The sequence below is a fragment of the Pseudomonas sp. BE134 genome, assembly GCF_031456105.1.
Classification (GTDB): domain Bacteria; phylum Pseudomonadota; class Gammaproteobacteria; order Pseudomonadales; family Pseudomonadaceae; genus Aquipseudomonas.
The window spans coordinates 1-25218 of sequence record NZ_JAVDUA010000027.1; the positions used below are offsets into that span (position 1 = coordinate 1).

General features: G+C 58.9%; 18 protein-coding genes. 16 read left to right on the plus strand and 2 right to left on the minus strand.

Translation table 11 applies throughout. The features are described 5' to 3' along the window. Positions 1–127: 127 nt before the first annotated feature. On the minus strand, positions 128–403 hold the full coding sequence (locus J2Y56_RS21025) for a DUF1652 domain-containing protein (RefSeq protein WP_027923219.1): 276 nt from the start codon (positions 401–403) through the stop codon (positions 128–130). A 241-nt stretch (positions 404–644) separates the two neighbouring features. Here J2Y56_RS21025 and J2Y56_RS21030 point away from each other — a divergent pair, with 241 nt between their 5' ends. The 13 genes from J2Y56_RS21030 (at position 645) to J2Y56_RS21090 (ending at position 19709) form a co-directional block, all read left to right on the plus strand. Further along, complete coding sequence (locus J2Y56_RS21030; RefSeq protein ID WP_310352440.1) at positions 645–1460, plus strand: nuclear transport factor 2 family protein; 816 nt, start codon at positions 645–647, stop codon at positions 1458–1460. 50 nt (positions 1461–1510) lie between these two features. Continuing rightward, positions 1511–2917: an FAD-binding oxidoreductase gene (locus J2Y56_RS21035; protein ID WP_007946074.1), complete on the plus strand. Its 1407-nt coding sequence runs from the start codon at positions 1511–1513 to the stop codon at positions 2915–2917. Positions 2918–2947: 30 nt separating this feature from the next. Further along, a complete protein-coding gene (locus J2Y56_RS21040; RefSeq protein ID WP_007946075.1) occupies positions 2948–3289 on the plus strand; it encodes a cupin domain-containing protein in 342 nt (113 codons plus the stop codon). A gap of 47 nt (positions 3290–3336) precedes the next feature. Next, positions 3337–4422, plus strand: a complete 1086-nt coding sequence (locus J2Y56_RS21045) for a polyamine ABC transporter substrate-binding protein (protein WP_007946076.1) — start codon at positions 3337–3339, stop codon at positions 4420–4422. A 102-nt stretch (positions 4423–4524) separates the two neighbouring features. Next, positions 4525–4776 carry a hypothetical protein gene (locus J2Y56_RS21050; protein WP_310352443.1) on the plus strand — a complete coding sequence of 84 codons (252 nt, stop codon included), beginning with the start codon at positions 4525–4527 and terminating at the stop codon, positions 4774–4776. Positions 4777–5177: 401 nt separating this feature from the next. Beyond that, positions 5178–6635: a serralysin family metalloprotease gene (locus J2Y56_RS21055; RefSeq protein ID WP_310352444.1), complete on the plus strand. Its 1458-nt coding sequence runs from the start codon at positions 5178–5180 to the stop codon at positions 6633–6635. Between the two features lie 61 nt (positions 6636–6696). After that, a complete protein-coding gene (locus tag J2Y56_RS21060; protein ID WP_310352446.1) occupies positions 6697–7110 on the plus strand; it encodes an AprI/Inh family metalloprotease inhibitor in 414 nt (137 codons plus the stop codon). A 152-nt stretch (positions 7111–7262) separates the two neighbouring features. Further along, a complete protein-coding gene (locus tag J2Y56_RS21065) occupies positions 7263–9038 on the plus strand; it encodes a type I secretion system permease/ATPase (RefSeq protein ID WP_310352447.1) in 1776 nt (591 codons plus the stop codon). Then, positions 9035–10348: an HlyD family type I secretion periplasmic adaptor subunit gene (locus J2Y56_RS21070; protein WP_310334565.1), complete on the plus strand. Its 1314-nt coding sequence runs from the start codon at positions 9035–9037 to the stop codon at positions 10346–10348. Before J2Y56_RS21065 ends, J2Y56_RS21070 begins: the two co-directional genes overlap by 4 nt. Positions 10349–10350: 2 nt before the next feature. Then, positions 10351–11712 carry a TolC family outer membrane protein gene (locus tag J2Y56_RS21075; RefSeq protein WP_310352450.1) on the plus strand — a complete coding sequence of 454 codons (1362 nt, stop codon included), beginning with the start codon at positions 10351–10353 and terminating at the stop codon, positions 11710–11712. Between the two features lie 109 nt (positions 11713–11821). Continuing rightward, positions 11822–14767: an autotransporter domain-containing protein gene (locus J2Y56_RS21080; RefSeq protein WP_310352452.1), complete on the plus strand. Its 2946-nt coding sequence runs from the start codon at positions 11822–11824 to the stop codon at positions 14765–14767. A gap of 184 nt (positions 14768–14951) precedes the next feature. Continuing rightward, the gene (locus J2Y56_RS21085) at positions 14952–17999 is read left to right on the plus strand and encodes an autotransporter domain-containing protein (RefSeq protein ID WP_310352454.1); all 3048 of its coding nucleotides are present in this window, start codon (positions 14952–14954) and stop codon (positions 17997–17999) included. Between the two features lie 21 nt (positions 18000–18020). Beyond that, positions 18021–19709, plus strand: a complete 1689-nt coding sequence (locus tag J2Y56_RS21090) for a polyurethanase (RefSeq protein ID WP_310352455.1) — start codon at positions 18021–18023, stop codon at positions 19707–19709. 128 nt (positions 19710–19837) lie between these two features. Here J2Y56_RS21090 and J2Y56_RS21095 read toward each other — a convergent pair whose 3' ends face one another. After that, the gene (locus J2Y56_RS21095; RefSeq protein WP_007944935.1) at positions 19838–20065 is read right to left on the minus strand and encodes a YgdI/YgdR family lipoprotein; all 228 of its coding nucleotides are present in this window, start codon (positions 20063–20065) and stop codon (positions 19838–19840) included. A gap of 170 nt (positions 20066–20235) precedes the next feature. On the opposite strand from J2Y56_RS21095, the gene J2Y56_RS21100 reads away from it, so the two are divergent. The 3 genes from J2Y56_RS21100 to J2Y56_RS21110 all read left to right on the plus strand — a co-directional run bounded on the left by J2Y56_RS21100 (position 20236) and on the right by J2Y56_RS21110 (position 25207). Then, positions 20236–21903 carry a VRR-NUC domain-containing protein gene (locus J2Y56_RS21100; RefSeq protein WP_310352456.1) on the plus strand — a complete coding sequence of 556 codons (1668 nt, stop codon included), beginning with the start codon at positions 20236–20238 and terminating at the stop codon, positions 21901–21903. Beyond that, positions 21900–24179 (plus strand): ATP-dependent DNA helicase, encoded by a 2280-nt coding sequence (locus J2Y56_RS21105; RefSeq protein WP_310352459.1) that lies wholly within the window; start codon positions 21900–21902, stop codon positions 24177–24179. Before J2Y56_RS21100 ends, J2Y56_RS21105 begins: the two co-directional genes overlap by 4 nt. Positions 24180–24307: 128 nt before the next feature. After that, positions 24308–25207 (plus strand): zeta toxin family protein, encoded by a 900-nt coding sequence (locus J2Y56_RS21110; RefSeq protein WP_310352462.1) that lies wholly within the window; start codon positions 24308–24310, stop codon positions 25205–25207. The last annotated feature ends 11 nt before the right edge of the window (positions 25208–25218 follow it).

A 25218-nucleotide genomic window follows, 5' to 3' on the forward strand; every position in this document is an offset into this window, starting at 1 on the left:
AGCCTTTTTTCGCCTGTTACCTGCACAAAAGCAAACGCCCCGAACAAGTCGGGGCGTTTGCTTGGATCGCCTTCAGCGTGTTTTCACACAGTCTGATAAAGTGGGCTATTAATTAAGTGTTCAGCCTTCAGGCATAACTTCTGAGCGCCACAGGTGGAATGAATGCCTCAAGCTCATCCTCGACAGCTTCAATGATTCGCTCGACATCCGCCGCATTCATGACCGTTGCGCAAGGAATACCGGCAATGGCGATCATGGTCTCGCCACTGGCGCGATCAAACAACCGGGCAATCATGCTGCCCGGTGCGTCCATGCTCGCCTCGAATCCCATGGGATGAAAATGCCAGCGCATCAGCTGGCAGGCGTTCGGAAACGTAACTTTGCTGAAAGACCCTTTATTCATATATAGCCCGCCTTCTTCATCGAGCGCTTCCTTTAGCTCATGTTAGGAGGGAAGAACCTTCAATGGCTCAACCGGTGACTGCCTTTAAAAGTAGCACTCGAATGTGAAATTCATGTGATTTTTTTTAGGCCGTTGGGCGGGTCGTCGATTCTATTTGGTGAAGGCCACCTGGCCATTTTTTTCAGCCATTGAACCCAGTGGCGAAGTTCGGCAAGCTCGGCGTTTTCCCGTTGAGATCTTTATGCACCCCGAAGAAGATGGGCCACAGCAAACCCGGGCCACGGGCGAGACGGTCCTGCGCTACCACTTGTGCTGGAAACACCGCGATCTGGACGGTGTGATGGCGCTTTATCACCCAGACATCCGGTATCACGATTTTTTCCAGAACCGAGTGATGGGGCTCGCCGAACTGCGCGAGTACGTGCGCGTCAACATGCCTCGTAATCCGGGTGAAGCGCTGGAGCATTCCGACCGGATTCGCCTGGACGGCAATACCGCATTTATCCAATACCGGATGACGTTGCGTGGTGGCGAGGGGCTGGTGTCCTTTCACACCAGCGAGGCAATCACGGTCCGTGACGGGTTGATCTGGCGAGTCAACGAATACGCCACGCTGGTCCATGAGCAGTCATCCAGCAAGGCAACGAAGACCCTGCGTCCGGCCGTCAGTCGACTCGGGCTGTCCCCGCGCCAGTTGAGCGTCATGGCTGATGACTTGCAACAGTATTTCCAGCGCCAGCAACCCTATCTGGACCCCGAACTCGATCTGCAACGGGTGGCGAAGGAGTGCGGCTACAGTCGCAACCAGATTTCCTACTTGTTGAATCAAGTGCTGGGCCAGAGTTTCTATCGCTACGTTAACCTGGCGCGCCTGCAACACTTGCTCGGCATGCTGGACAATGTTGCGCCGCCGTTGCGCATCGACGAGCTGGCATTTGCCGCGGGGTTCAATTCGCTGTCGGCGTTCTACACCTGTTTTCGCCAGCACACCGGTCTGACGCCCAAGGCGTACGCCAAACAAATTTCCTTGCGTGCCCGCGCGCAAGACAGCCACTGAGTCCACGCACTAGGATCGACGTCATCGTAGTTTGAGTGGCGGAGTCTTGCATGTCGGCGTGGCGCACTATCAGTTTGTGGATGGATCAACTCGACGAGCCGCTGTTGGCCCGACCGGCACTGGAGCACGATCTCGACGTCGACGTGGCCATCATTGGCGCGGGGTATACCGGGCTCTGGACCGCGTATTACCTCAAGCGTCTGGCGCCGGGACTGGACATCGCCATTGTCGAAGCGCAAACCGCCGGTTTCGGCGCGTCGGGCCGTAATGGCGGCTGGTTGATGGGCAATCTGTTGGGTGAAGACCGCTTGCTCGCCGGCTTGTCTGAGGACCAACGCCGCGCCTCATTTGACTTGCTGCACAGCATTCCTGATGAAGTAGAAGTCGTGCTGGAGCGTGAAGGCATCGCCTGCGATTTCCGCAAAGGCGGGGTGCTTTACTGTGCCGCACGCTACCCCGAGCAGGAAGCCAGCCTGCGCCGCTATCTGGATGACCTCTACCGCCAGGGCCTGACCGAAAGTGATTACCGCTGGCTCAGCCCCGAGCAATTGGCGCAACAGATCAGAGTTGCGAAGCCTTATGGCGGTATCTATGCACCGCACGTTGCGACCATCCACCCGGCAAAGTTGGTGCGTGGTTTAGCCCGGGCAGTGGAGAGCATGGGGGTCAGAATCTATGAAAACAGCGCGGTCATGCAGTGGCAGTCGGGGAGCTTGCACACCGCCAAGGCGGCGGTTCGCAGTCGTTGGATTGTCCCGGCCGTAGAAGGTTACGCGACGACACTGCCGCCGCTGGGGCGTTATCAAATGCCGGTGCAAAGCCTGATCGTCGCCACCGAGCCACTGTCCGCGGCGACCTGGGACGAAATCGGTCTGAGTCGCGGCCAGGCCTTCAGCGAGAGCAGCCGCCAGGTGACTTACGGCCAACGCACTGCCGACAACCGGCTGGTGTTCGGGGCGCGGGGTGGTTACCAGTTTGCCGGCAAGTTACGCCATGACTTCGACCTGACGGCCGGCGAAGTGGAGTTACGACGCTATCTGTTCGGCGAGCTCTTCCCGCAACTGAAGAATGTGCAAATCACTCACGCCTGGGGCGGCAATCTTGGCATGTCGCGGCGCTTCAAACCGCACATGCTCTGCGATCGCGCCAGCGGCATCGCCTTGTCTGGCGGTTATGGCGGCGAAGGCGTCGGTGCCAGCAACCTGGGCGGCAGAACCCTCGCTGACCTGATTCTTGAACGCGATACCGAGTTGGTGCGCCAGCCGTGGGTCACGCCGCAGGGCGGGCTTGACACACTCAAGGCCTGGGAGCCGGAACCCTGCCGCTGGCTCGGTTACAACGCGATCATCCGCAGCTTCGTCCACGAGGACCAGACCCTGGCCAACCCGGCTACCGCACCCTGGCGCCGCAAGCTGGCCAGCGGGGTCGCGGGGTTCATGGAAGGTTTCATGCAATAAACAGCGCTTTCTCCATCGACAGGTACGCCCATGAGCATCACGCAATTCAAGAACACCGCCAGCCTTAAACTCGAAGAATCCAACCCGGTTGCTGTGCCACTGGGATTACCCGTGGCAGTGGCTTCGACCACCAGCGTCGAGCGCGACGATAGTGTCGAAACCGGTGTCTGGGAATGCACCCCCGGACGTTGGCGCCGGCAAATCGTGGCTCAGGAGTTTTGTCACTTCATCCAGGGCCGTTGCACCTTCACCCCGGACGGCGGTGAACCCCTCTACATAGAAGCTGGCGATGCACTGATGTTGCCAGCCAACAGTCTCGGCATCTGGGATATCCAGGAAACCGTGCGCAAAACCTACGTTTTGATTTTTTGATCTTCTGATTGCCTGCCAATAACAAAAGCCCCTACAGGAATCGACCCATGATCCGAAAGACACTGACACTGGCGCCACTTGCACTCGTCGCGACCCTTGGCCAGGCGGCCGAGACGGTCAAAATCTACAACTGGTCCGACTACATCGCCCCGGACACCACGAAAAATTTCCAGAAAGAAACCGGCATCGCCTTTACCTACGACGTCTACGACAGCAACGAAACCCTCGACGGCAAGTTGATGACCGGCAAATCCGGGTACGACGTCGTGTTCCCATCCAACCATTTCATGGCGCGACAGATTGAAGGGGGCGCACTGAAGAAACTTGACAAGAATCAGCTGCCGAACTGGAAGAACCTCAACCCGGTGCTGCTCACGGCGTTGCAGACCAACGATCCGGGCAACGAGCATGGTTTTCCGTACCTGTGGGGCAGCACGGGTATTGGCTACAACGTCGCCAAGGTCAAGGCCGTGCTGGGCGACAACGCGCCGGTGGATTCCTGGGATCTGATCTTCAAACCCGAGAACATGGAAAAGCTGAAAAAATGCGGCGTTGCCATCCTCGACAACGGCCCGGAAATCTTGCCCGCAGCCCTGAACTACCTGGGCCTGCCGCCTCACAGTAAAAACCCGGAAGACTATAAAAAGGCCGAAGCGCTACTACTTAAAGTCCGGCCTTACGTCAGCTATTTCCATTCGTCCAAGTACACCAGCGACCTGGCCAACGGCGACATCTGCGTGGCGGTCGGCTTCTCCGGTGACATCCTGCAAGCCGAGAATCGCGCCAAGGAAGCCAACAACGGCATCGACATCGGTTACGCCATTCCCAAGGAAGGCGCCGCCATCTGGTTCGACATGGTCGCCATGCCCACCGATGCCCCGGACGAGAAGGCCGGCTACGCCTTCATGAACTACCTGTTGCGCCCGGACGTCATGGCCAGTGTCAGCAACCATGTGCACTACGCCAACGGTAACGAACAGGCCGACAGCCTGATCGACCCGACAATCAAGAACGACACCAAGGTTTATCCGAGCCCCGAGATGATGGGTAAGCTGTTCGCACTGGAGGCGATGCCGCTAAATATTGACCGGGTTCGTACGCGGGTGTGGAACAAGATTCGGACGGGGAGTTAGTCACCCCTATTGGCCCCTACCTGTAATTTCTGACAGTAGATGCTCGCCGAAGCAAATCATAGAGTTAAACCCGCAGGCATGGAGCCTGCAGGAGAGAGCTCTATGAAAAAGTCAGCATTCAGAAAAATGATCGAAGATGAAATTGACGACGCAGCCGGGAACTTCATGGCGAAAGGCACCACATCCGATGACATCGCTTTCGGGCGATTGAATGTATTACTGAGCCTTCGTCGAACGCTGGACAACAAGACGACGCCCGAAGACATCGGAATGTGGGGCGCGTTTAACGATATTCTCCATCTGTTGAGGGTGCTCGATGGCAACGAGACAATTTTCTCTGGAATTGCAGCTTAGCGGATGATTTGCCACACAGCGCCGGGGAAGCCACGCTTCCCCGCTACTGCTTTTTTTGCTTATGCTTCGTTGATATCAATACACTGGCACTTCTATTAATCAGTCCAACAAAATGAGACACACTAGACAAAAAACAATCTTGTTGTATTTAATATTTAAATGACTAATTGTCATACAATTTGCGCAAATTCATAAAACCTAAACAAACTTTCGACAGCACAGGCGTCAATGACGGGCGCTTGCTGGATTCGCACAGTTTGACGTAAAAAAACACTAGACGTTTGATTTCAACTTGTGTCAGTTTTATTTCTCCTTTCATTGGGCGAGTGATAGGACGATCTCGCCAGAGATCGTCGCTATCTGACAAAAACTGTTCCATAGCCAAACAAGGAAGTGTGTTTATGTCGAAAGTAAAGAACAATGCTATTGATCTGGCCGAACAGGCCATAACCCCCTTGCAAGCATTGGCTGCGCCGAGTTCTGCGTTTAGTCAGATCGACAGTTTCAGCCATCAGTATGACCGCGGTGGCAATCTCACGGTCAATGGCAAACCTTCATACTCCGTCGACCAGGCAGCGACCCAATTGCTGCGCGACGGTGCTGCCTACCAGGACAAGGACGGCAGCGGCAAAATCGAACTGACCTACACGTTCCTGACATCGGCGTCATCGAGCACCATGAACAAGCACGGGATTACCGGCTTCAGTCAGTTCAGCACGCAGCAAAAAGCCCAGGCGGTACTCGCCATGCAATCCTGGGCTGATGTAGCCAACGTTACCTTCACCAATAAGTCTACGGGTGGTGACGGTCACATGACCTTCGGCAACTACAGCGGTGGCCAGGACGGCGCTGCGGCATTTGCTTATCTGCCCGGCACGGGCCGGGGGTATGACGGTACTTCCTGGTATCTGACCAACAGCAGCTACACGCCTAACAAGACGCCGGACTTGAACAATTACGGACGTCAAACACTGACCCACGAAATCGGTCACTCGTTGGGCCTGGCCCACCCGGGCGACTACAACGCCGGTGAGGGCGCGCCGACTTACAATGACGCCACCTACGGGCAAGACACCCGCGGTTACAGCGTCATGAGTTACTGGAGTGAAAGCAATACCACCCAGAATTTCAGCAAGGGCGGTGTCGAAGCGTATTCGTCCGGCCCGCTGATGGACGACATTGCCGCCATTCAGAAGCTCTACGGAGCCAATACCACCATCCGTACCGGTGACACCACGTACGGCTTCAACTCCAACGCCGGTCGCGACTTCCTGAGCGCTTCGTCAATGTCGGACAAGGTTGTGTTTTCGGTGTGGGATGCAGGCGGCAAAGATACTCTGGATTTCTCCGGTTTCACCCAAAACCAGAAAATCAACCTCAATGAAGCCTCGTTCTCCGACGTTGGTGGCCTGGTGGGCAACGTTTCCATTGCCAAGGGTGCAATCATCGAAAACGCGATCGGCGGTTCGGGCAACGACCTGCTAATCGGCAATGCCGTCGCCAACGAACTGAAGGGCGGTGCCGGCAACGACATCCTCTACGGCGCCGGCGGTGTGGACAAATTGTGGGGCGGTGCCGGTTCGGACACCTTTGTGTTCGCCGCCAGCAGTGACTCCAAACCGGGTGTCGCGGATCAGATCCTCGATTTTGTCAGCGGCCTGGACAAGATCGACCTGACCGGTATCACCCAAGGCGCAGGCCTGCATTTCGTGAGCTCGTTCACCGGTGCGTCAGGTGATGCCGTATTGACCACTTCGGGCGGTAACAGCCTGTTGTCGGTGGACTTCTCCGGGCACGGCGTGGCTGATTTCCTGGTCAGCACCGTCGGCCAGGCTGCGTTCTCGGACATCGCAGCCTGATGTAAGGCGATAAGGAGGGTGGCGCCGATGCGCTGCCCTCTGTGGCTGGAGTAAAACAAAGATGGCCACTAATGCCTTTGCCGCATGGCTCTTGGCGATGTTCATGATTTTTTCTGGAGAAGCAGCCATGGCGAGCAGCCTGAAATTAGCAGACCCCTCGGAACTGGCCGGTAAATGGCAGGCCACCCTGAGCACCCGGGACGACGCGCCAGAGACTCAGACAATGCAGGACAAGCCTTCCAACGTCTGTGTCATCGAATTGCAGCTCGAGCAAACACTGGGTGAGGGCGCCGACTGTTTAAGTGCATGGCTTGCAGGCGAAAAAGCCATCGGCTGGTTTACCGAGCCGGACGGCATTGCGATCACCGGCAACGAAGGCTCGAAGATTCTGTTTTTCAGTCGCCAGCGTGATGGTTCCTATAGAGCAAACTTGAAATCTACGCTGGTCATAAAACTCGTGCGTCAGGCGAATTAATAAAAAATGAGCGTTTCGTTATAGAACCATAACGAAATTAAGTTGTAGTTTGTTTGTAGGCGCTAGTGCGCACAACGCACATCCGTGCCTGCGAGTACGGCGAATGGAAACTTCGTCACGTATGACGAGGAATAATACCTCAGGAAGAGCCCATGAAGATGTCAAAGAGCCCGGTCAGTGCACCGTTATACAAAGCATTGGGCGACTACAAGAGCATCCTGATCAGCGTCGGTTGTTTTACCGCATTAATTAACGTGCTGATGCTGGTCCCGTCGATTTATATGCTGCAAGTCTATGATCGCGTATTGTCTTCGCAAAACGAAACGACCTTGGCCATGTTGTCGCTCATGGTGGTCGGTTTCTTTGCCTTCATCGGTTTGCTTGAGATCGTCCGTAGTTTCATCGTCATCCGCATTGGTAGCCAACTGGAACGGCGCTTGAATCTGCGGGTGTATCAAGCCGCATTCGAGCGCAACCTGTTCAAGGGTGAGGGCAACGCAGGCCAATCGCTGGGGGATCTGACGCACATCCGCCAGTTCGTCACCGGCCCGGCGCTGTTTGCCTTCTTCGATGCACCGTGGTTTCCGGTTTACCTGTTGGTGATCTACCTGTTCAACGTATGGCTCGGGGTGTTCGCGACCGTGGGTGCGCTGGTGTTGATTGGCCTCGCATGCCTTAACGAAGCATTGACCAAAAAGCCCTTGGGCGAAGCTGCCGGTTTTTCCCAGCAGTCCAGCCAATTGGCTACCAGCCATCTGCATAACGCCGAAACCATTCAGGCGATGGGCATGCTGGGCGCGCTGCGCAAGCGCTGGTTTGACGTGCATTCACGCTTTCTCGGCTTGCAGAATCAGGCCAGCGACACCGGCGCGGTCATCAGTTCCCTGAGCAAAACCTTGCGTTTGTGCCTGCAATCGCTGGTCCTGGGACTGGGCGCGCTGCTGGTGATCAAGGGCGACATGACCGCCGGAATGATGATCGCCGGTTCGATCCTGATGGGCCGCGTCCTGAGCCCCATCGATCAGTTGATTGCCGTCTGGAAACAGTGGAGCGGCGCCAAGCTGGCCTACCGTCGTCTGGATGCATTGCTGCAAGCCTTTCCACCGAGTGACGAGGCCATGGCGCTGCCAGCGCCGAAAGGGCAGATCACTTTCGAACAGGTCAGCGCCGCGCCGCCGGGGCAGCGTGCGGCGACGCTGCACCTGGTCAACTTCAACCTTGGCGCAGGGGAAGTGTTGGGCGTGCTGGGCCCTTCCGGCTCAGGCAAATCGACACTGGCCCGGGTGCTGGTCGGCGTGTGGCCCACCCTCGGCGGCACGGTTCGACTCGACGGCGCGGACGTTCATCGCTGGAACCGCGATGACCTCGGCCCCTACATCGGCTATCTGCCGCAAGATATCGAATTGTTCAGCGGCAGCATTGCCGAAAACATCGCCCGCTTTCGCGCAACCGATCCGCAAAAAGTCGTTGAAGCCGCGCAACAGGCCGGCGTCCACGAACTGATCCTGCGCCTGCCGCAAGGCTACGACACGGTGCTGGGTGAAGATGGCAGCGGTTTGTCCGGCGGCCAGAAGCAACGGGTGGCATTGGCTCGCGCCCTGTATGGCCACCCACGGCTGGTGGTGCTGGATGAACCGAACTCCAATCTAGACACCGTGGGCGAAGCCGCGTTGGCCAGTGCCATCGCACACATGAAGGCCCAAGGCACCAGCGTGATTCTGGTCACCCACCGTTCTTCGGCGTTGGCTCAGGCCGACAAATTGCTGGTGCTGAACGACGGGCGCTTGCAGGCGTTCGGCCCGAGCCAGGAGGTATTGAAAGCACTGTCCGGCGCCCAGGAACACCTGCGGGAAAAACCGCCGCAGGCACCCGGCGGACTGAGCATGAGCCGACAGTATCAGCCCTCGACAAGGAGTTCGGGCGTATGAATCAGTGCAACGAAGCCAGGCTGGAACACGAGCGTGATGCGCGTTTCTTCGCCCGCATGGGCTGGATGCTGGCGCTTGTTGGCGCCGGGAGCTTTTTCACTTGGGCCAGCCTCGCACCGCTCGATCAAGGCATACCGGTGCAAGGCACGGTCGTGGTATCGGGCAAGCGCAAAGCCGTGCAATCGATGACCCCCGGCGTGGTCAGCCGGATTCTGGTGCGTGAGGGGCAAGTGGTGAAACTGGGCCAGCCGCTGTTCCAACTCGACCAGACTCAGGTCGCGGCTGACGTCGATTCGCTACAGGCGCAGTACCGCATGGCCTGGGCCAGCGTTGCGCGCTGGGAAAGCGAACGGGACAACCTCAAGCAAGTGAATTTCCCGGCCGAATTGATTAAGGACGCCGACCCTCGGTTGGCGCTGGTGCTCGAAGGCCAACAGCAATTGTTCAGCAGTCGCCGCGAAGCCTACTTCCGCGAGCAGGGCGGGTTGCGCGCCAACATGGAAGGCGCCGCCGCGCAATTGGCGGGCATGCGTCGCGCACGTACCGACCTGATGGCCCAGGCCAACTCGCTGCAACAACAACTGAGCAATCTTCAGCCCTTGGCGGATAACGGCTACATCCCGCGCAACCGGTTGATGGAATACCAGCGTCAACTGTCGCAGGTGCAACAGCAACTGGCCGAGAACACCGGCGAAAGCGGCCGGGTGGAGCAGGGCATCCTCGAAGCGAAACTCAAGCTGCAACAACACATCGAGGAGTATCAGAAAGAGGTCCGCACCCAACTGGCCGACGCGCAACTCAAGAGCGTGACCCTCAAGGAGCAACTGACCTCCGCCGGGTTCAACCTGCAACACAGCGAGATCATCGCCACCGCCGACGGTATCGCGGTCAACCTGGGGGTGCACACCGAAGGCGCGGTGGTGCGCCAGGGCGACACCTTGCTGGAAATTGTGCCGCAGGGCACCCGCCTGGAGGTGGAAGGGCACTTGCCGATCAATCTGGTCGACAAGGTCGGCCCCCATTTGCCCGTGGATATCCTGTTCACCGCGTTTAACCAGAGCCGCACGCCGCGAGTGCCCGGCGAAGTCAGCCTGATCTCTGCCGACCAGATGGTCGACGAAAAAACCGGCGCGCCGTACTACGTGCTGCGCAGCAGCGTCAGTGACCAGGCCATGGAAAAGCTCAATGGCCTGGTGATCAAACCGGGTATGCCGGCGGAAATGTTCGTGCGTACGGGTGAACGTTCACTCCTCAACTATCTGTTCAAGCCGCTACTCGACCGGGCCGGCTCCGCGTTGACCGAGGAATAAGGATGTCCGGTGGTATGAATAAGCTTTCCAGGCTCGCAGCGACCCTGACGTTGCTGACGTGCAACAGCGTGATGGCCATGGGGCCGTTCGATATTTACGAGCAAGCGTTGCGCAATGACCCGGTGTTCCTGGGCGCGCTCAAGGAACGTGAGGCTGGTCTTGAAAACCGCATCATCGGCCGGGCTGGCTTGCTGCCAAGGGTGGGGTACGACTACAACAAGGGCCGCAACTCGTCCAAGGCCACCTACCTCAATGAGCACCGGCAGAATCAGACGGATGACCGTCATTACAACAGTTACGGTTCGACCTTGACCCTGCAACAGCCTTTGATCGATTACGAAGCCTATGCGGCGTACCGCAAAGGCGTGGCCCAGTCGTTGTTTGCCGATGAAGCGTTTCGCGGCAAGAGCCAGCAATTGCTGGTGCGTGTGTTGGAGCACTACACCAAGGCGTTGTTTGCTCAGGATCAGATCGACATTGCGTTGGCCAGGAAGAAAGCCTACGAACAGCAGTTCCAGCAGAACGAGCAGCTGTTTCACCAGGGCGAAGGCACGCGCACCGATATTCTTGAGGCCGAGTCCCGTTACGAACTGGCCACCGCCGAAGAAATCGAGGCGCGCAACGAGCAAGACGCGTCCTTGCGCGAACTCGGTGCGTTGATTGGCGTGCCGGTGATCGACATCACAGACTTGGCGCCGCTGGCCCCGCACTTCCAGACGTTCAGTCTGCAACCGGCCAACTACGACACCTGGCACGAAATGGCTGTGGCCAACAACCCGAACCTGGCCTCCCAGCGCCAGGCGGTGGAAGTGGCGCGTTACGAAGTCGAACGCAACCGCGCCGGGCATCTGCCGAAAGTCAGTGCCTTTGCTTCGGTGCGCCAGAACGAATCGGAAAGCGGCAATACCTATAACCAGCGCTACGACACCAACACCATTGGCATCGAAGTCAACGTGCCGCTGTATGCCGGCGGCGGGGTGTCGGCGTCCACTCGCCAGGCCAGCCGCAGCATGGAACAGGCCGAGTACGAACTGGATGGCCAGACCCGCGAAACCCTGATCGAGCTGCGCCGACAGTTCAGCGCCTGCCTGTCGGGTGTAAGCAAGCTGCGCGCCTACCAAAAGGCCCTGACGGCTGCCGAAGCGCTGGTGGTGTCGACCCGGCAAAGCATCCTGGGCGGTGAGCGCGTCAACCTGGATGCGCTGAACGCCGTACAACAACTATTTACCACCCGCCGCGATCTGGCACAGGCACGCTACGACTACTTGATGGCCTGGACCCGGTTGCACTACTACGCCGGAACGTTGAATGAACAGGATCTGGCCAGGGTCGACGAGGCGTTCGGTCAGGGACCGAGGACCTAATGATGGACAGCCGAACGCAGCCTTCGGCAGCTGCTACAGAGCGGGTGAATGTGTAAGCGCCTTTCAAGGCGAAAAGGGATTTGGCAACAGAACTAAGGACGGTAGCGGGATGAACAACAAGCACAACACACTGACTGTGCTCTGCGCACTGGCGACACTCGGCACTGCGCATGCCGCACCCTACGAGGAAAGCGGACGCACAGGTGATCCGAACAGTTGGCGCAGTGCAGAATTCCTGCGTGACTGGGGCCTGGCCCGCATGCAGGCGGATCAGGCGTACGCTGCTGGTATCACCGGCAAAGGCGTGAAAGTCGGTGAACTTGACTCCGGTTTCGATGCCACCCATCCAGAATTTGCCAGCGATCGTTACCGCACGGTGACCGCCAGCGGCAGCTATGTCGACGGTACGGTGTTCAATGTCGACGGCACGCTCAACCCCAACAACGATTCCCACGGCACCCACGTCGCCGGCACCATCGGTGCCTCTCGCGATGGCATCGGCATGCACGGCGTGGCGTATAACGCCCAGCTCCTTGTCGGCAACACCAACAAGAACGACAGTTTCCTGTTCGGTCCCAATCCCGATCCGCACTATTTCAAAGCGGTCTACAACGCCTTGGCCGATGCCGGTGTGCGAGCGATCAACAACAGTTGGGGCAGCCAGCCGCCGGACGTCAGTTACCGCACCCTGGCCGACTTGCACGCGGCCTACGCCCAACACTGGAACAAAGGCACCTGGCTCGATGCTGCCGCCGAGGTTTCGCGGCGTGGCGTGATCAACGTGTTCAGCGCCGGCAATAGCGGCTATCCGAACGCCAGCGTACGCTCGGCGTTGCCGTATTTTCAGCCGGATCTGGAGGGCCATTGGTTGGCGGTGTCGGGGCTGGATCAAGGCAATCAGCAGAAATACAACCAGTGCGGGCTCGCCAAGTATTGGTGCATCACCACGCCCGGCGCGAAGATCGACAGCACCATTCCCGATGGCGGCTACGCGATCAAATCCGGCACCTCGATGGCGGCGCCCCATGCGACCGGCGCACTGGCGCTGGTGATGGAACGTTACCCGTACATGAGCAACCAACAGGCACTTGAAACGCTGTTGACCACGGCCACTCAACTCGATGGTTCGATCACCGATGCACCAAACTCTCGAGTGGGCTGGGGCGTGGCCAATCTTGATCGAGCGATGCGAGGGCCGGGGCAGTTGCTTGGGCGTTTCGATGCCAATCTGGGGGCAGGGCAGAGCGATGTCTGGAGCAATGGCATCACCGACAAGGCCTTGATTCAACGTCAAACAGAAGACCTCGCCGAACACAGTGCCTGGCAGCAGACGCTGAAAAACAAAGGCTGGGAAAACGGCGTTCCGGTGGGCGCCAGTCAGCAGGATCAGACGGATTACGCGGTCGGCATGACGCGCGATGCCGCTGCCGCCAGCCGCGTTTACGAAGGCAGTCTGATCAAGACCGGCGACGGGCGACTGATGCTGACCGGCGACAATACTTATCGCGGACCGACCACGGTCAACGGCGGCTTACTCGCGGTCAACGGCTCACTGACCTCCCGTGTGACCGTCAATGACGGCGGTACGCTCGGTGGTTCGGGGCGAATCGGTGCATTGACCGCCCATCACGGCGCAACGGTGGCGCCCGGCAATTCAATTGGCAGCTTGCAGGTCACGGGTGACGTGACGTTCGCGCCCGGTTCGACTTACGCGGTCGAACTCTCACCCACCAGCAGTGACCGCATTGTGGCCGGCGGTACAGCCACGCTCAGCGGTGCGACGGTGGCACTGTCGCTGGAGAACAGCCCAACCTTGCTCAGCGCCACTGAAGTGCAAAGCCTGCTCGGGCACCAATACACCATCCTGCTAGCGGCGGGCGGTGTTCAAGGCCAGTTCGGCGCGGTGTTGCCCAACTATCTGTTTATCGGCGGTAGCCTCGATTACGCCGCGAGCGGTGTTCAACTGAGTGTCGAACGCAACGACACGTCTTTTGCCAGCGTCGGGCAAACGCCCAATCAACGCGCCGTTGCCACTGCCATTGAAGGGCTGGGGGTGGGGGATTCAGTCTACGAAAGCCTGTTGCTGTCGCCGTCCGCCCGTTCGGCACAACAGGCGTTCCAGCAGTTGTCCGGTGAAATCTACCCGGCGCTGGCTTCGGTGCTGATCAATGACAGTCGTTACGTGCGTGATGCCGTGGGTGAACGCCTGGTGGAGGCCAAAGGCACTCAAGGCAATGGCTGGATCAAGGCGCTGGGTGCCTGGGGCAAGACTGATGACCGCAATGACACCGCCGGTTATACGACGTCGATTGGCGGCTTGCTCGCCGGTGTCGATGGGGCGCTGGATGAGCAAACCCGCATCGGACTGGTTACCGGTTACAGCGACAGCTCGGTGAGCATGGGTTCGGGCACGCATTCATCGGCCCAGGTCGACAGTTATCTCCTTGGCGCTTACGCCGGCCGCGAGTCGGGTGCCTGGCGCCTGAGCGCTGGCGGTGCCTACAGCTGGCATCGCGCCGACGTCAGGCGTGACCTGCAATACGGCGAAGTCAGCGCCAGACAGAAAACCAAAATCGATGCCGCAACCACCCAGGTGTTCGGCGAAGCGGCGTATCGACTGGACCTGCAACCCTTGGTTCTGGAGCCTTTTGCCAATCTGGCCTACGTGCACCTCGACACTGAAGGTTTCGCCGAGAAAGGTGATGCGGCCGCACTGAAAAGCAGCGGTGACACGCGCGACGCGGTGCTCAGCACCTTGGGTGCGCGCGCGCTGAAAACGGTGAACCTGTCCGCACAGCAGCTGGACCTGAGCGCGAGCCTGGGTTGGCAACACAACCTGAGCAATACCGATTCCGAGGAACGCCTGGCGTTCGCCAGCGCCAGCACGCCGTTTTTGGTGCAAAGCTCACCCATGGTGCGTGATGCGGCACTGGTCGGCGCCCATGCCAGCCTGGCTCTGAGCCGGGACATGCGCTTGAACCTCGATTACACCGGGCAACTGTCCAACCGCGAGAACATCCACGGAGTAGGGCTCAGCCTCAATTGGCAGTTTTAACGCAACCCTGTAGCAGCTGGCGGAGCCTGCGTCCGGCTGCGCAGCAGTCGTAAACCCTGAGAGATTTTGCGACTGCTGCGCAGCCGGACGCAGCCTTCGGCAGCTGCTACGGGGATGTGGGTGAATTTGAAGGTGCTTTTCAAGGCGCAGGGATTTTTGCAACACAACTAAGGACGGTAGCTGGATGAATAACAAGCACAACACACTGACCGTGCTCTGCGCACTGGCGACACTCGGCACAGCGCACGCCGCGCTCTACGAGGAAAGCGGCCGCACGGGCGACCCCAACAGCTGGCGCAGCGCCGAATTCAGCGCCGATTGGGGCCTGGGCGCGATCAACGCACAAGATGCCTACGCCGCCGGCTACAGCGGTAAAGGCGTGAAGCTGGGGATTTTCGACCAGCCGGTTTACGCCAAACACCCGGAGTTTTCCGGTGCCAATAAAGTGAACACGCTGGTCACCAGCGGCATCCGCGAATACACCGACCCGTACATTCCGGTCAAAGCCGGGGAGGCGTTTCGGTATGACGGCACGCCCACCGTCGGCTCCAACGGCAAGCTCGGTGCTCACGGCACCCACGTTGGCGGGATCGCAGCCGGCAGCCGCGATGGTGGCCCGATGCATGGTGTCGCGTTCGGCGCGCAAATCATCAGCGCCGATAACGGCGACCCGGGCCCGGAAGACGGCATTATTCGCGGCAACGACGGCGCGGTGTACAAGGCCGGTTGGGATGCCCTTATCGCCAGCGGCGCACGGATCATCAACAACAGCTGGGGCATTGGCATTACGGATCGCTTCGACCTCGGCGGACGCGACCCGGCGTACCCGCATTTCACCGTGCAGGATGCGCAGTTGCAGTTCAACGAGATCCAGCCTCTGCTCGGAACCAAACCGGGCGGTGCCTATGACGGTGCAATTGCCGCCGCGCGTAGCGGCATCGTGACGATATTCGCCGCGGGTAATGACTACAACCTCAACAACCCGGACGCCATCGCCGGGCTGGGCTATTTCGTTCCGGACATTGCGCCGAACTGGGTCACCGTCGCAGCATTGCAAAAGAACCCGGACCTCACCAGCTCGAACCTCTACACCATCAGTACGTTCTCATCGCGCTGCGGCTACACCGCCAGCTTTTGCGTGTCGGCGCCCGGCAGCAAAATCTACAGCTCGGTTATCGGTGGCACCAACACCGAAAACCTCACCACCGGTTACGCCAACTACAACGGCACCTCGATGGCCGCGCCGCATGTCGCAGGCTCCATGGCTGTGCTGATGGAACGCTTCCCGTACCTGACCGGTGCGCAGGTCGCCACCGTACTGCGCACCACAGCCACCGACCTGGGCGCACCGGGTGTCGACGCGTTGTACGGCTGGGGCATGATCAACTTGAGCAAAGGCATCGACGGCCCGGGGATGTTCGTCACCGGGCAGGATATTCCTGAGGAGTTCCGCATTCAGGGGGCCTACGGCTCCAGCCAGTTTGTTGCCGATTTACCGGGCATCGGTGCGATCATTGACGCTGGCAAACCCACCGAGCGTGTGTGCAACGACGTGCACTGCGGACTCGACGTCTGGCGCAACGACATCTCCGGTCATGGCGGCCTGACCAAGCAGGGTATTGGTACGCTGGTCTTGACTGGTGCCAACACCTACGCCGGGCCGACGCTGGTCAATCAGGGCCGATTGGCGATCAACGGTTCGCTGGCTTCAACGGTCACCGTCAATGACAGCGGGATCCTCGGCGGCAACGGTCGCATCGGCGGATTGACCGCCAAACGCGGCGGCACCGTGGCGCCGGGCAATTCCATCGGCACCTTGCAAGTGGCGGGCGATGTAACCTTCGAACCAGGCTCGACGTACGCCGTGGAATTATCGCCCACCAGCAGCGACCAGATCGTTACCGGCGGCAAAGCCGTCATCGACGGCGCCACCGTCAGCCTGTCCCTGGAAAACAGCCCGACATTGCTGACCGCCGGCGAAGTGAAATCCTTGCTCGGCAATCAGTACAACATTCTGCAAGCGGCCGGCGGAATTGATGGGCGCTTCGGTGCGGTGGTGCCCAATTACCTGTTCATTGGCGGATCACTCGACTACTCGGCCAGCGGCATTCACCTGGCCGTCGAGCGTAACGCCGCTTCCTTCGCCAGCGTCGGCCAAACCCCGAACCAACGTGCGGTCGCCGCTGCCGTCGAGCAACTCGGGGCAGGCAACGCGCTGTACGAAACCTTGCTGCTGTCGCCAAGCGCCGCCGTGGCTCAACAAGCCTTCCAGCAACTGTCCGGCGAAATCTATCCGGCCATCGGTACGCTGCTGATCAACGACAGCCGTTACCTGCGCGATGCCGTCGGTGAGCGCTTGCGTGAACACGATCTGTTTGACGCCGCCGCGCCAACCGATAACCGCAGCAATGCCTGGCTCAAAGTGCTCGGCGCCTGGGGCAAGAGCGATGGCGGGCATGACAACGCCAGTTCCAACAGCTCCATCGGCGGTTTGCTGGCCGGGGTCGACGGTCTGATCACTGAAGATACTCGGCTGGGCTTCGTCACCGGTTATAGCGACAGCTCGTTGAGCATGGGCGATGGCACCCATTCGTCAGCCTCGGTCGACAGCTATCACTTGGGTGCTTACCTGGGCCATGAAATCGACGCACTGCGATTGAGCGTCGGTGGCGCTTACAGCTGGCATCGCATCGACGTGAAACGCAATCTGCAATTGGGTGACGTGAGCGGCAAACAAAAGTCCAAAAACGATGCCACAACTGCGCAACTGTTTACTGAGGCAGCGTATCGCCTGGACGTACAACCGTTGGCGCTGGAACCGTTCGCCAATCTGGCGTATGTGCACCTGAACAGCGACAGCTTCACCGAAAAAGGTGACGCGGCCGCACTCAAGGGCGGTGAAGACAACCGTGACGCCGTGCTTTCAACCCTGGGCCTGCGGGCGAGCAAAGCGATTGTCCTGTCGGACAAACAGCAGCTGGAACTGTCCGGCACGCTGGGCTGGCAGCGCAACCTGAGCAGCACCCAGTCCGAAGATCACCTGGCGTTTGCCAGCGGCAATACCGCGTTCAGCGTGCAAAGCGTGTCGCTGGACCGCAACGCCGCCGTCATTGGTGCACGCGCCGGTTTGGCGGTAGCTCAGGATGTGCGTGTGAGCCTGGATTACAACGGCCTGGTCGGTTCCAACGAGAAAGACCACGGTGTGGGCCTGACACTGGACTGGCAGTTCTGATCACCCAAAGGAAGCGACAACATGGGAATTTTTGATTACAAACAGGCCGATGGCAAAGCGCTGTACAGCGATGCCATCGCGTTGACGCTGTATGCATATACGCCAACGGGCCAGCCGCTGCCGGCGACCGCCTGGGCGCCGATACAAGCGGCGGCTTTGGGTTATCAAGGCAAGGTCGGCGCACAAGGCACCTTTTATGGTGAGAAGGCTGGCTTCACCAGCGCCGAGGCCGAAGTGCTTGGCAAATACGACGCGGCAGGCAAGCTGATCGGGATCGGCATAGCCTTTCGCGGCACCGGCGGCCTTGGGTATGGCGACACCTTCGGTGACATGAAAAACAACCTGCTGGCCGCCATCGGACCGGTGGATTATGCGAAGAGCTACACGAAAAATGCGTTCGACACTTTGCTCAAGGACGTTGCCGCGTTTGCCATCGCCCATGGCATCACAGCCAAGGATGTGCTGGTCAGCGGCCACAGTCTTGGCGGGCTGGGGGTCAACAGCCTCGCCGAGCTGAGCGGCAACAACTGGGGCGGATTCTTCAAGGATGCCAACTACGTGGCCTTCGCCTCGCCGACCCAAAGCGCCACTGGCGACCGGGTGCTGAACATCGGGTACGAGAACGATCCGGTCTTTCGCGTACTCGACGGCACCACGTTCAGCAGCGGTTCGCTGGGCAAGCACGACGGTCATCAAGCGTCGGCGACCAACAACATCGTCAACTTCAATGACCAGTACGCGTCCACCGCGCAGAATCTGCTGCCGTTCAGCATCCTCAATCCGCTGAACTGGTCGGCGCACGGTTCGCTGGGGTATGCCGACGGTCTGAACCGGGTGATCGACTCGCGCTTCTACGACCTGACCAGCAAGGACTCGACGCTGATCGTTTCCAACCTGACGGAATCGGCCCGGGGCAAGACCTGGGTCGAGGACCTTGGCCGCAGCGGCGAGCCCCATACCGGCAGCACGTTCATCATCGGCACCGACAGCAACGATCTGCTCAAGGGTGGCGCCGGCAATGACTTCATCGAAGGCCGTGACGGCAACGACCGGTTCCGCGATGACGGCGGCTACAACATCCTGCTGGGCGGCAAGGGCAGCAATACCCTCGAATTGCAAAAGCCGCTACAGAACTTCAGCGTAGCCAACGATGGCGACGGCACCCTGTATGTGCGCGATGCCTACGGCGGCATCAGCATGACCCGCGACATCGGCGCACTGGTCGGCAAGGAGTCCGGTTCGTGGTGGAGCACCCAGGACGTGACGTACAACGTTACCGCCAACGGTTTGCTCAACGGCACCGAGCTGACTCACTACAACCATTCGCTCAACGGGGACGCCTACGGCAACACGCTGACGGCGAGCATCGACGGTGACTGGTTGTTCGGCAATGCCGGCGACGACTTGCTGCGCAGCGACAAAAGCCACGTGACCTTCGTCGGTGGCACGGGTAATGACGTCATGCACACCGTCGGTGGTCAGAACACGTTTCTGTTCAGCGGTGCCTTCGGTTTCGATTCGATCAACGGCTACCAGGGCAGCGACAAATTGGTGTTCATGGGCATTCAAGGCGCGGGGCAGGGTTATGACTACAAGCAGCATGCTTCGCAGTCGGGCCATGACACCGTGCTTGAGGTCGGTGACTTTGCGGTGACGCTGGTCGGCGTCGGGCTGGACAGTTTGTCGGGCTCAGGGATTGTGATTGCCTGATGGTTATGGGGCGCCGGTAAGGGCCCCTTCGCGAGCAGGCTCGCACAGTGAATCTCTGGTGTTCACAAGATCCCTGTGGGAGCGAGCCGGCTCCGGGCGGCGTTCCGACGATAAACGATACGCGGTCTTCAATCTTCTTCCGGGCGAATCGTGGCCACTTCCTTGGCATTGACCCTCACCGTCTTGCCTGAAATATCCTCGAACTCGTAGAAGCCGTCCGGGTTTTTTGTATCCGGCATGTCCTTGGTTAAATACTGGGTGCCGTTTTGCAGGGTAACGACCGTCGGCGTCGAGCAGCCGGCCAAGGCCGACAACGCTGCAATGGTCAGCGGCAAACCCAGTGTTCTGATGTTCATATTGACCTCTCACAATGTTGAAAAGGACCTCGATGCCGGTTGGTGCTATTGATCAACTATAGTTCGATGCCCGCCTGAAAATGACCGAATAACGCCGCCGCTTATCCTTTTCCGTTTGCACCGCACCGCGGGTAGCTGTTATCTGTACGCATAACCAGTACTCGCTTGCCATGGCGCTTTTCCCTGTGACTGCAAATCCCCTCGACGATCCGTTCTATTACCTTAACAACTTCATGCAAGTGCTTGACTGGCTTGAACATCGATATGCCGATCTATTAAGCGTTGAAGAACAAACCTTCATCTGTGATTTCTCCCGACTATCCAGGGAGTCGCGGGCGCTGCTGGTCAGGATGGTGATGCGCAAGGGCGTGCATTTCAGGGCCGGCAAACTGAATTATGTCGAGATCGGTCACATCGCCCGCGCTGCCGAGCCGTTGCTGGCGGCAGGCTGGATCGATGAAGTATCGCCCTTGCACATTGAGGAATTGTTCGATGTGCTGCTCAAGGCTGAGATTGTTCAGTGCTTTGGCGCTGCCATTGATCAACCCAAAGGCAAAAAAAGTGATTGGCTCCCCCTGCTGAGCGAACAGTTTCCCGAGCCACAAAGCTTTGCCCAATGGTGCCCTGCACTGAATGACCGGCTGTTCACCCTGACCGTCATGGACCTGTGTGACCGGTTTCGCCTGATGTTCTTCGGCAACCTGTATCAGGACTGGTCGGAGTTCGTGCTGGCCGATCTCGGCATTTTTACCTATGAAAAAGTTGAATTCAGCGCTGAATCCAGGGGCTTGCGCAGCCGGGAGGACGTCGATGCGTGCCTGTTCCTGCACCAATGCCAGCAGCATTTCGAGGCGGGAGAGCCGCTGGCGTCCATCGTCGAGCACATCAATGGGCTGACACTCAGCAATCCGTGGCTTCAGCGTCGTCGCGGCAAATTGCTGTTTCAGATGGGGCAGCACTGCGAGCGCATCGCCGATTTCGCCAGCGCGCTGACGATTTATCGCGACTGCGCCTATCCCGGCGCACGCGTGAGGCTGATTCGGGTGCTGGAACGTTGCGGTGACTTTCAGCTCGCCCTGGACCTGGCTGCCCATGCGCAGCAATCACCGGAAAGCGCCGCCGAGCATCAGCATGTACTGCGCGTGTTGCCCAGACTGCGGCGCAAACTCGGCGGGCCGGCGCTGAAGCGGCCAGCCCCGCGAGCAATGCAACGCCTGGAACTTCAACTGCCCAGAACCGATCTGGCGCTGTCGGTGGAAAATTACGTGCAGGCACACCTGGCGGAAGAACACGCGCCGGTGCATTACGTCGAGAACAGCCTGATCAACTCGCTGTTCGGCTTATTGTGCTGGCCGGCCATTTTCGCGCCGCTGCCAGGGGCGTTCTTTCACCCGTTCCAGCGTGGACCGGTCGACCTGTTGCATGAAGACTTCTGCGCGCGCCGTGCCGAACTGTTTGAGGCGTGCCTGGCTGAACTCGATGACGGTCGTTACCGGCAGACGATTCGTGAGCGTTATGCGACCAAGTGGGGCGTGCAGTCGCCGTTCGTGTTTTGGGGCGTACTCAACGAAACGTTGCTCGATCAGGCACTCGACTGCCTTCCGGCGGAACACCTCAAGCACTGGTTCAACCGCCTGTTGCTGGACATCAAGGCCAACCGCGCCGGCATGCCGGACCTGATCCAGTTTTGGCCGCAGGACAAGACCTACCGGATGATCGAAGTCAAAGGCCCCGGCGACCGCCTGCAGGACAACCAGGTGCGCTGGCTGGAGTTCTGTCATGAGCATCAGATGCCCATTGCCGTCTGTTATGTGCAATGGGCGGAGCAGAACGCTTGAACTACAGCATCGCGGTACGTGCGCTGTGTGAATTCACCGCCAAGGTCGGCGACCTGGACCTGCGTTTCACCCCGTCACCGACGGCACTGGAAGGCATCGTCGGGCACCGCACGGTCGCGTCCCGGCGCAGCGAAGGTTACCAAAGTGAAGTCGCCCTTGAAGGCACGTACAAAACCTTGAACGTGAGGGGCAGGGCGGATGGCTATGATCCCGGGCAAAACTGCCTGGAAGAAGTCAAAACCTATCGGGGAGACTTGAGCAAACAACCGTCCAACCACCGCCAGCTGCACTGGGCGCAGGCAAAGGTCTACGGCTGGCTGATGTGCCGCAAGCTGGAACTGGCGCAGATCAACCTGGCGCTGGTGTATTTCGACATCGTCAGCGAAAAGGAAACCTGTCTGGTCGAGGCGTTCAGCGCTGAGCAACTGCAACAGTTCTTCGAACATCATTGCGCGCTGTTTTTGCACTGGGCCGAGCAGGAAATGGCCCATCGTACGGCGCGCAATCAAGCGGCGCAGCAATTGGCCTTTCCCCATGCCCGGTTTCGTCCGGGGCAACGGCATCTGGCCGAATCCGTGTTTAAAGCGGTCAGCACCGGGCGCTGCCTGATGGCCCAGGCGCCGACCGGCATCGGCAAAACCGTGGGCACGCTGTTCCCGATGCTCAAGGCCTTGGCGCCGCTGCAACTGGACAAGGTGTTTTTTCTCACCGCCAAGACGCCGGGGCGAAAGCTCGCTCTGGACGCGGCACAGGTGATTCTGCAAAGCGCCGATGCGCCGCCACTTCGGGTGTTGGAGATGATCGCCCGGGACAAGGCCTGCGAGCATCCGGACAAAGCCTGCCACGGCGAGTCCTGCCCCTTGGCCCAAGGGTTCTATGATCGTTTGCCCGCCGCTCGACAGGCCGCCAGTGAGCTGAGCCTGTTGAATCAGAGCGCGTTGCGCGAGGTGGCACTGGCGCATGAGGTTTGCCCCTATTACCTGAGCCAGGAAATGGCCCGTTGGGCCGACGTAGTGGTTGCGGACTACAACTATTACTTCGATTTCAGTGCGTTGCTGTTCGGGCTCGCCCAAGCCAATAACTGGAACGTTGCGGTGCTGGTCGATGAGGCCCACAACCTGGTGGAGCGTGGCCGGCAGATGTACAGCGCCATTCTCGACCAGTCGACCCTCAACGGCGTACGAAAAACCGCGCCTGAGCCGCTGAAAAAATCCCTGCAGCGGGTCAATCGGGAATGGAATGCGCTGCATAACTTGCAATCCGGCGCGTATCAGGCGTACGACAAGCCTCCGGAAAAACTGCTCCAGGCCTTTTCTTCGTGCAGCGCGAGCATGGGTGACTACCTCAACGATCACCCCCAGGGCCTGGACAGCTCGCTGCAAAGTTTCTACTTCGAGATGCTGCAATTCTGTCGGGTGGCCGAACTCTTCGATGAACAGTTCCTGTTCGACATCAGCAAACGTGACCTCGACCGTCCGCGCCCACTGTCACAGCTGTGCCTGCGCAATGTGGTGCCGGCCGGTTTCATCCGCCCACGCCTGACCGCTGCGCGCAGTACCGTGCTGTTTTCCGCAACGCTGAGCCCCCGGCACTACTACGCCGACCTGCTGGGCACCCCCGCGAATACGGTGTGGATAGATGTCGAGTCGCCGTTTCATGCTGATCAGCTACAAGTACACATCATCAGCCAGATCTCGACACGCTTCGTCCACCGGCAGGCGTCCCTTGAGCCGATTGTCGAGCTGATCGCCCGGCAATTTGGCGAGCGCCCCGGCAACTACCTGGCGTTTTTCAGCAGCTTCGATTATTTGCAGCAAGTGGCGCAGGTGCTCGCCGAGCGTCATCCGCACATCACCCTGTGGTCCCAGTCTCGGGGTATGGGGGAAGCGCAGCGTCAGGACTTTCTCGACCAGTTCACCACGCACAGCCAAGGCATCGGCTTTGCGGTGTTGGGCGGTGCGTTTGGTGAAGGCATCGATTTGCCTGGCGCTCGGTTGATCGGCGCGTTTATTGCCACTTTGGGTCTTGCGCAACTCAACCCGGTCAACGAACAGTTGAAACACCGCATGGCTGCCATTTTCGGTGCCGGATATGACTACACCTATCTGTTTCCAGGGGTGCAGAAAGTGGTGCAGGCCGCCGGGCGGGTGATTCGCACCCAGCAGGATCAAGGGGTTGTGATGCTCATCGATGACCGGTTTGGTGACAGCAAGGTTAAACAGTTATTGCCACGTTGGTGGTCGGTGGAGTCGACGCATTTTCGCGCGATCGAGTAGGATTTTTTACTTTATAAAACAGCGACATATCTTGAAAGACACGCCGATTTGAACAATCGTCTAATCAACGCTTTAGTCAAAGGGCAGGCCATCACTTTCAAGCGAATCTTTGATAAGGAAATCAAGATATGTCAGTTGCACCAACCTACGCTTACACTCCGGAGCAGGTCACTGCCGCATTCAATGAAATCAAAACGACGTTGTTCCGTGGCATCACCGCCCAGGCAACCCCCAAAATACTGATCGTTGCCGGGCTGCAAGGCTCAGGCAAAACCTATCTACTGGAAAAAAGCCTTCTACCTTCCAGCCGATATCAGTGTTTTGTTCGTCTTTACTTGCCCGAGTATCGACAAAAACACCCGCAGTACGCCGAAATGATCAAGCTCGGAGTCCTGCATGCCTATGAGCACACGGAGGTCTTTGTCCGTGAGGTGTGCGCCAAGATTTTCACCGAAGCCTTCACCCTCAAACACAACATCATCATGGAGTGTGCGTTCGACAGCCTCGAATTTGCCGCCTTTCCCCCTTTGGCAACCGCCGCCGGGTATCAGTTCGAGACGCATATCGTTGGCTGCAATCAAGCGTTCGCTCACGTGTCGAGCATCAAAAGAGCCCTAAACAGCCTTAAAAAGCAGGAACTCGAAAGGTTTGTCACCTCTTCGGCGCTGGAGGCCAGCATGAGTCACGCACAGGCGATCATCCTGGCCTTTGAAACCGCCTCGAAAGCGGTCAGCGGCTCACAGATCACGGTCTATGAACGCGGGCTCGGCGGTTTGAAAGAGCGGGTTTCGCGCTTCCAGAAGACGTATACAAAAGACACGACCGAGATAACCCCTCCAACGGCACCGACCGCGTGCAGCACCTATGCCAGCATTATCAATAATCACGTCTCCACCCTGAGGGAGCGCGACGAGATGGTAAAGACATGCCACTTGGCGTTACTCAAAACCCAGGCACACGCGGCACAGGTGCCTGACTTCGTCTACAACGACCTGCATGCCTACATCGCCAAATACGTGTACCGATAAACAAGCGTATT

Coding starts and splice junctions, on each gene's coding strand:
- J2Y56_RS21050 (WP_310352443.1), top strand. CDS start 4,525: ATGAAAAAGTCAGCATTCAGAAAAATGATCGAAGATGAAATTGACGAC.
- J2Y56_RS21045 (WP_007946076.1), top strand. CDS start 3,337: ATGATCCGAAAGACACTGACACTGGCGCCACTTGCACTCGTCGCGACC.
- J2Y56_RS21095 (WP_007944935.1), bottom strand. CDS start 20,065: ATGAACATCAGAACACTGGGTTTGCCGCTGACCATTGCAGCGTTGTCG.
- J2Y56_RS21110 (WP_310352462.1), top strand. CDS start 24,308: ATGTCAGTTGCACCAACCTACGCTTACACTCCGGAGCAGGTCACTGCC.
- J2Y56_RS21055 (WP_310352444.1), top strand. CDS start 5,178: ATGTCGAAAGTAAAGAACAATGCTATTGATCTGGCCGAACAGGCCATA.
- J2Y56_RS21075 (WP_310352450.1), top strand. CDS start 10,351: ATGTCCGGTGGTATGAATAAGCTTTCCAGGCTCGCAGCGACCCTGACG.
- J2Y56_RS21065 (WP_310352447.1), top strand. CDS start 7,263: ATGAAGATGTCAAAGAGCCCGGTCAGTGCACCGTTATACAAAGCATTG.
- J2Y56_RS21040 (WP_007946075.1), top strand. CDS start 2,948: ATGAGCATCACGCAATTCAAGAACACCGCCAGCCTTAAACTCGAAGAA.
- J2Y56_RS21060 (WP_310352446.1), top strand. CDS start 6,697: ATGGCCACTAATGCCTTTGCCGCATGGCTCTTGGCGATGTTCATGATT.
- J2Y56_RS21080 (WP_310352452.1), top strand. CDS start 11,822: ATGAACAACAAGCACAACACACTGACTGTGCTCTGCGCACTGGCGACA.
- J2Y56_RS21035 (WP_007946074.1), top strand. CDS start 1,511: ATGTCGGCGTGGCGCACTATCAGTTTGTGGATGGATCAACTCGACGAG.
- J2Y56_RS21085 (WP_310352454.1), top strand. CDS start 14,952: ATGAATAACAAGCACAACACACTGACCGTGCTCTGCGCACTGGCGACA.
- J2Y56_RS21025 (WP_027923219.1), bottom strand. CDS start 403: ATGAATAAAGGGTCTTTCAGCAAAGTTACGTTTCCGAACGCCTGCCAG.
- J2Y56_RS21090 (WP_310352455.1), top strand. CDS start 18,021: ATGGGAATTTTTGATTACAAACAGGCCGATGGCAAAGCGCTGTACAGC.
- J2Y56_RS21070 (WP_310334565.1), top strand. CDS start 9,035: ATGAATCAGTGCAACGAAGCCAGGCTGGAACACGAGCGTGATGCGCGT.
- J2Y56_RS21030 (WP_310352440.1), top strand. CDS start 645: ATGCACCCCGAAGAAGATGGGCCACAGCAAACCCGGGCCACGGGCGAG.
- J2Y56_RS21100 (WP_310352456.1), top strand. CDS start 20,236: ATGGCGCTTTTCCCTGTGACTGCAAATCCCCTCGACGATCCGTTCTAT.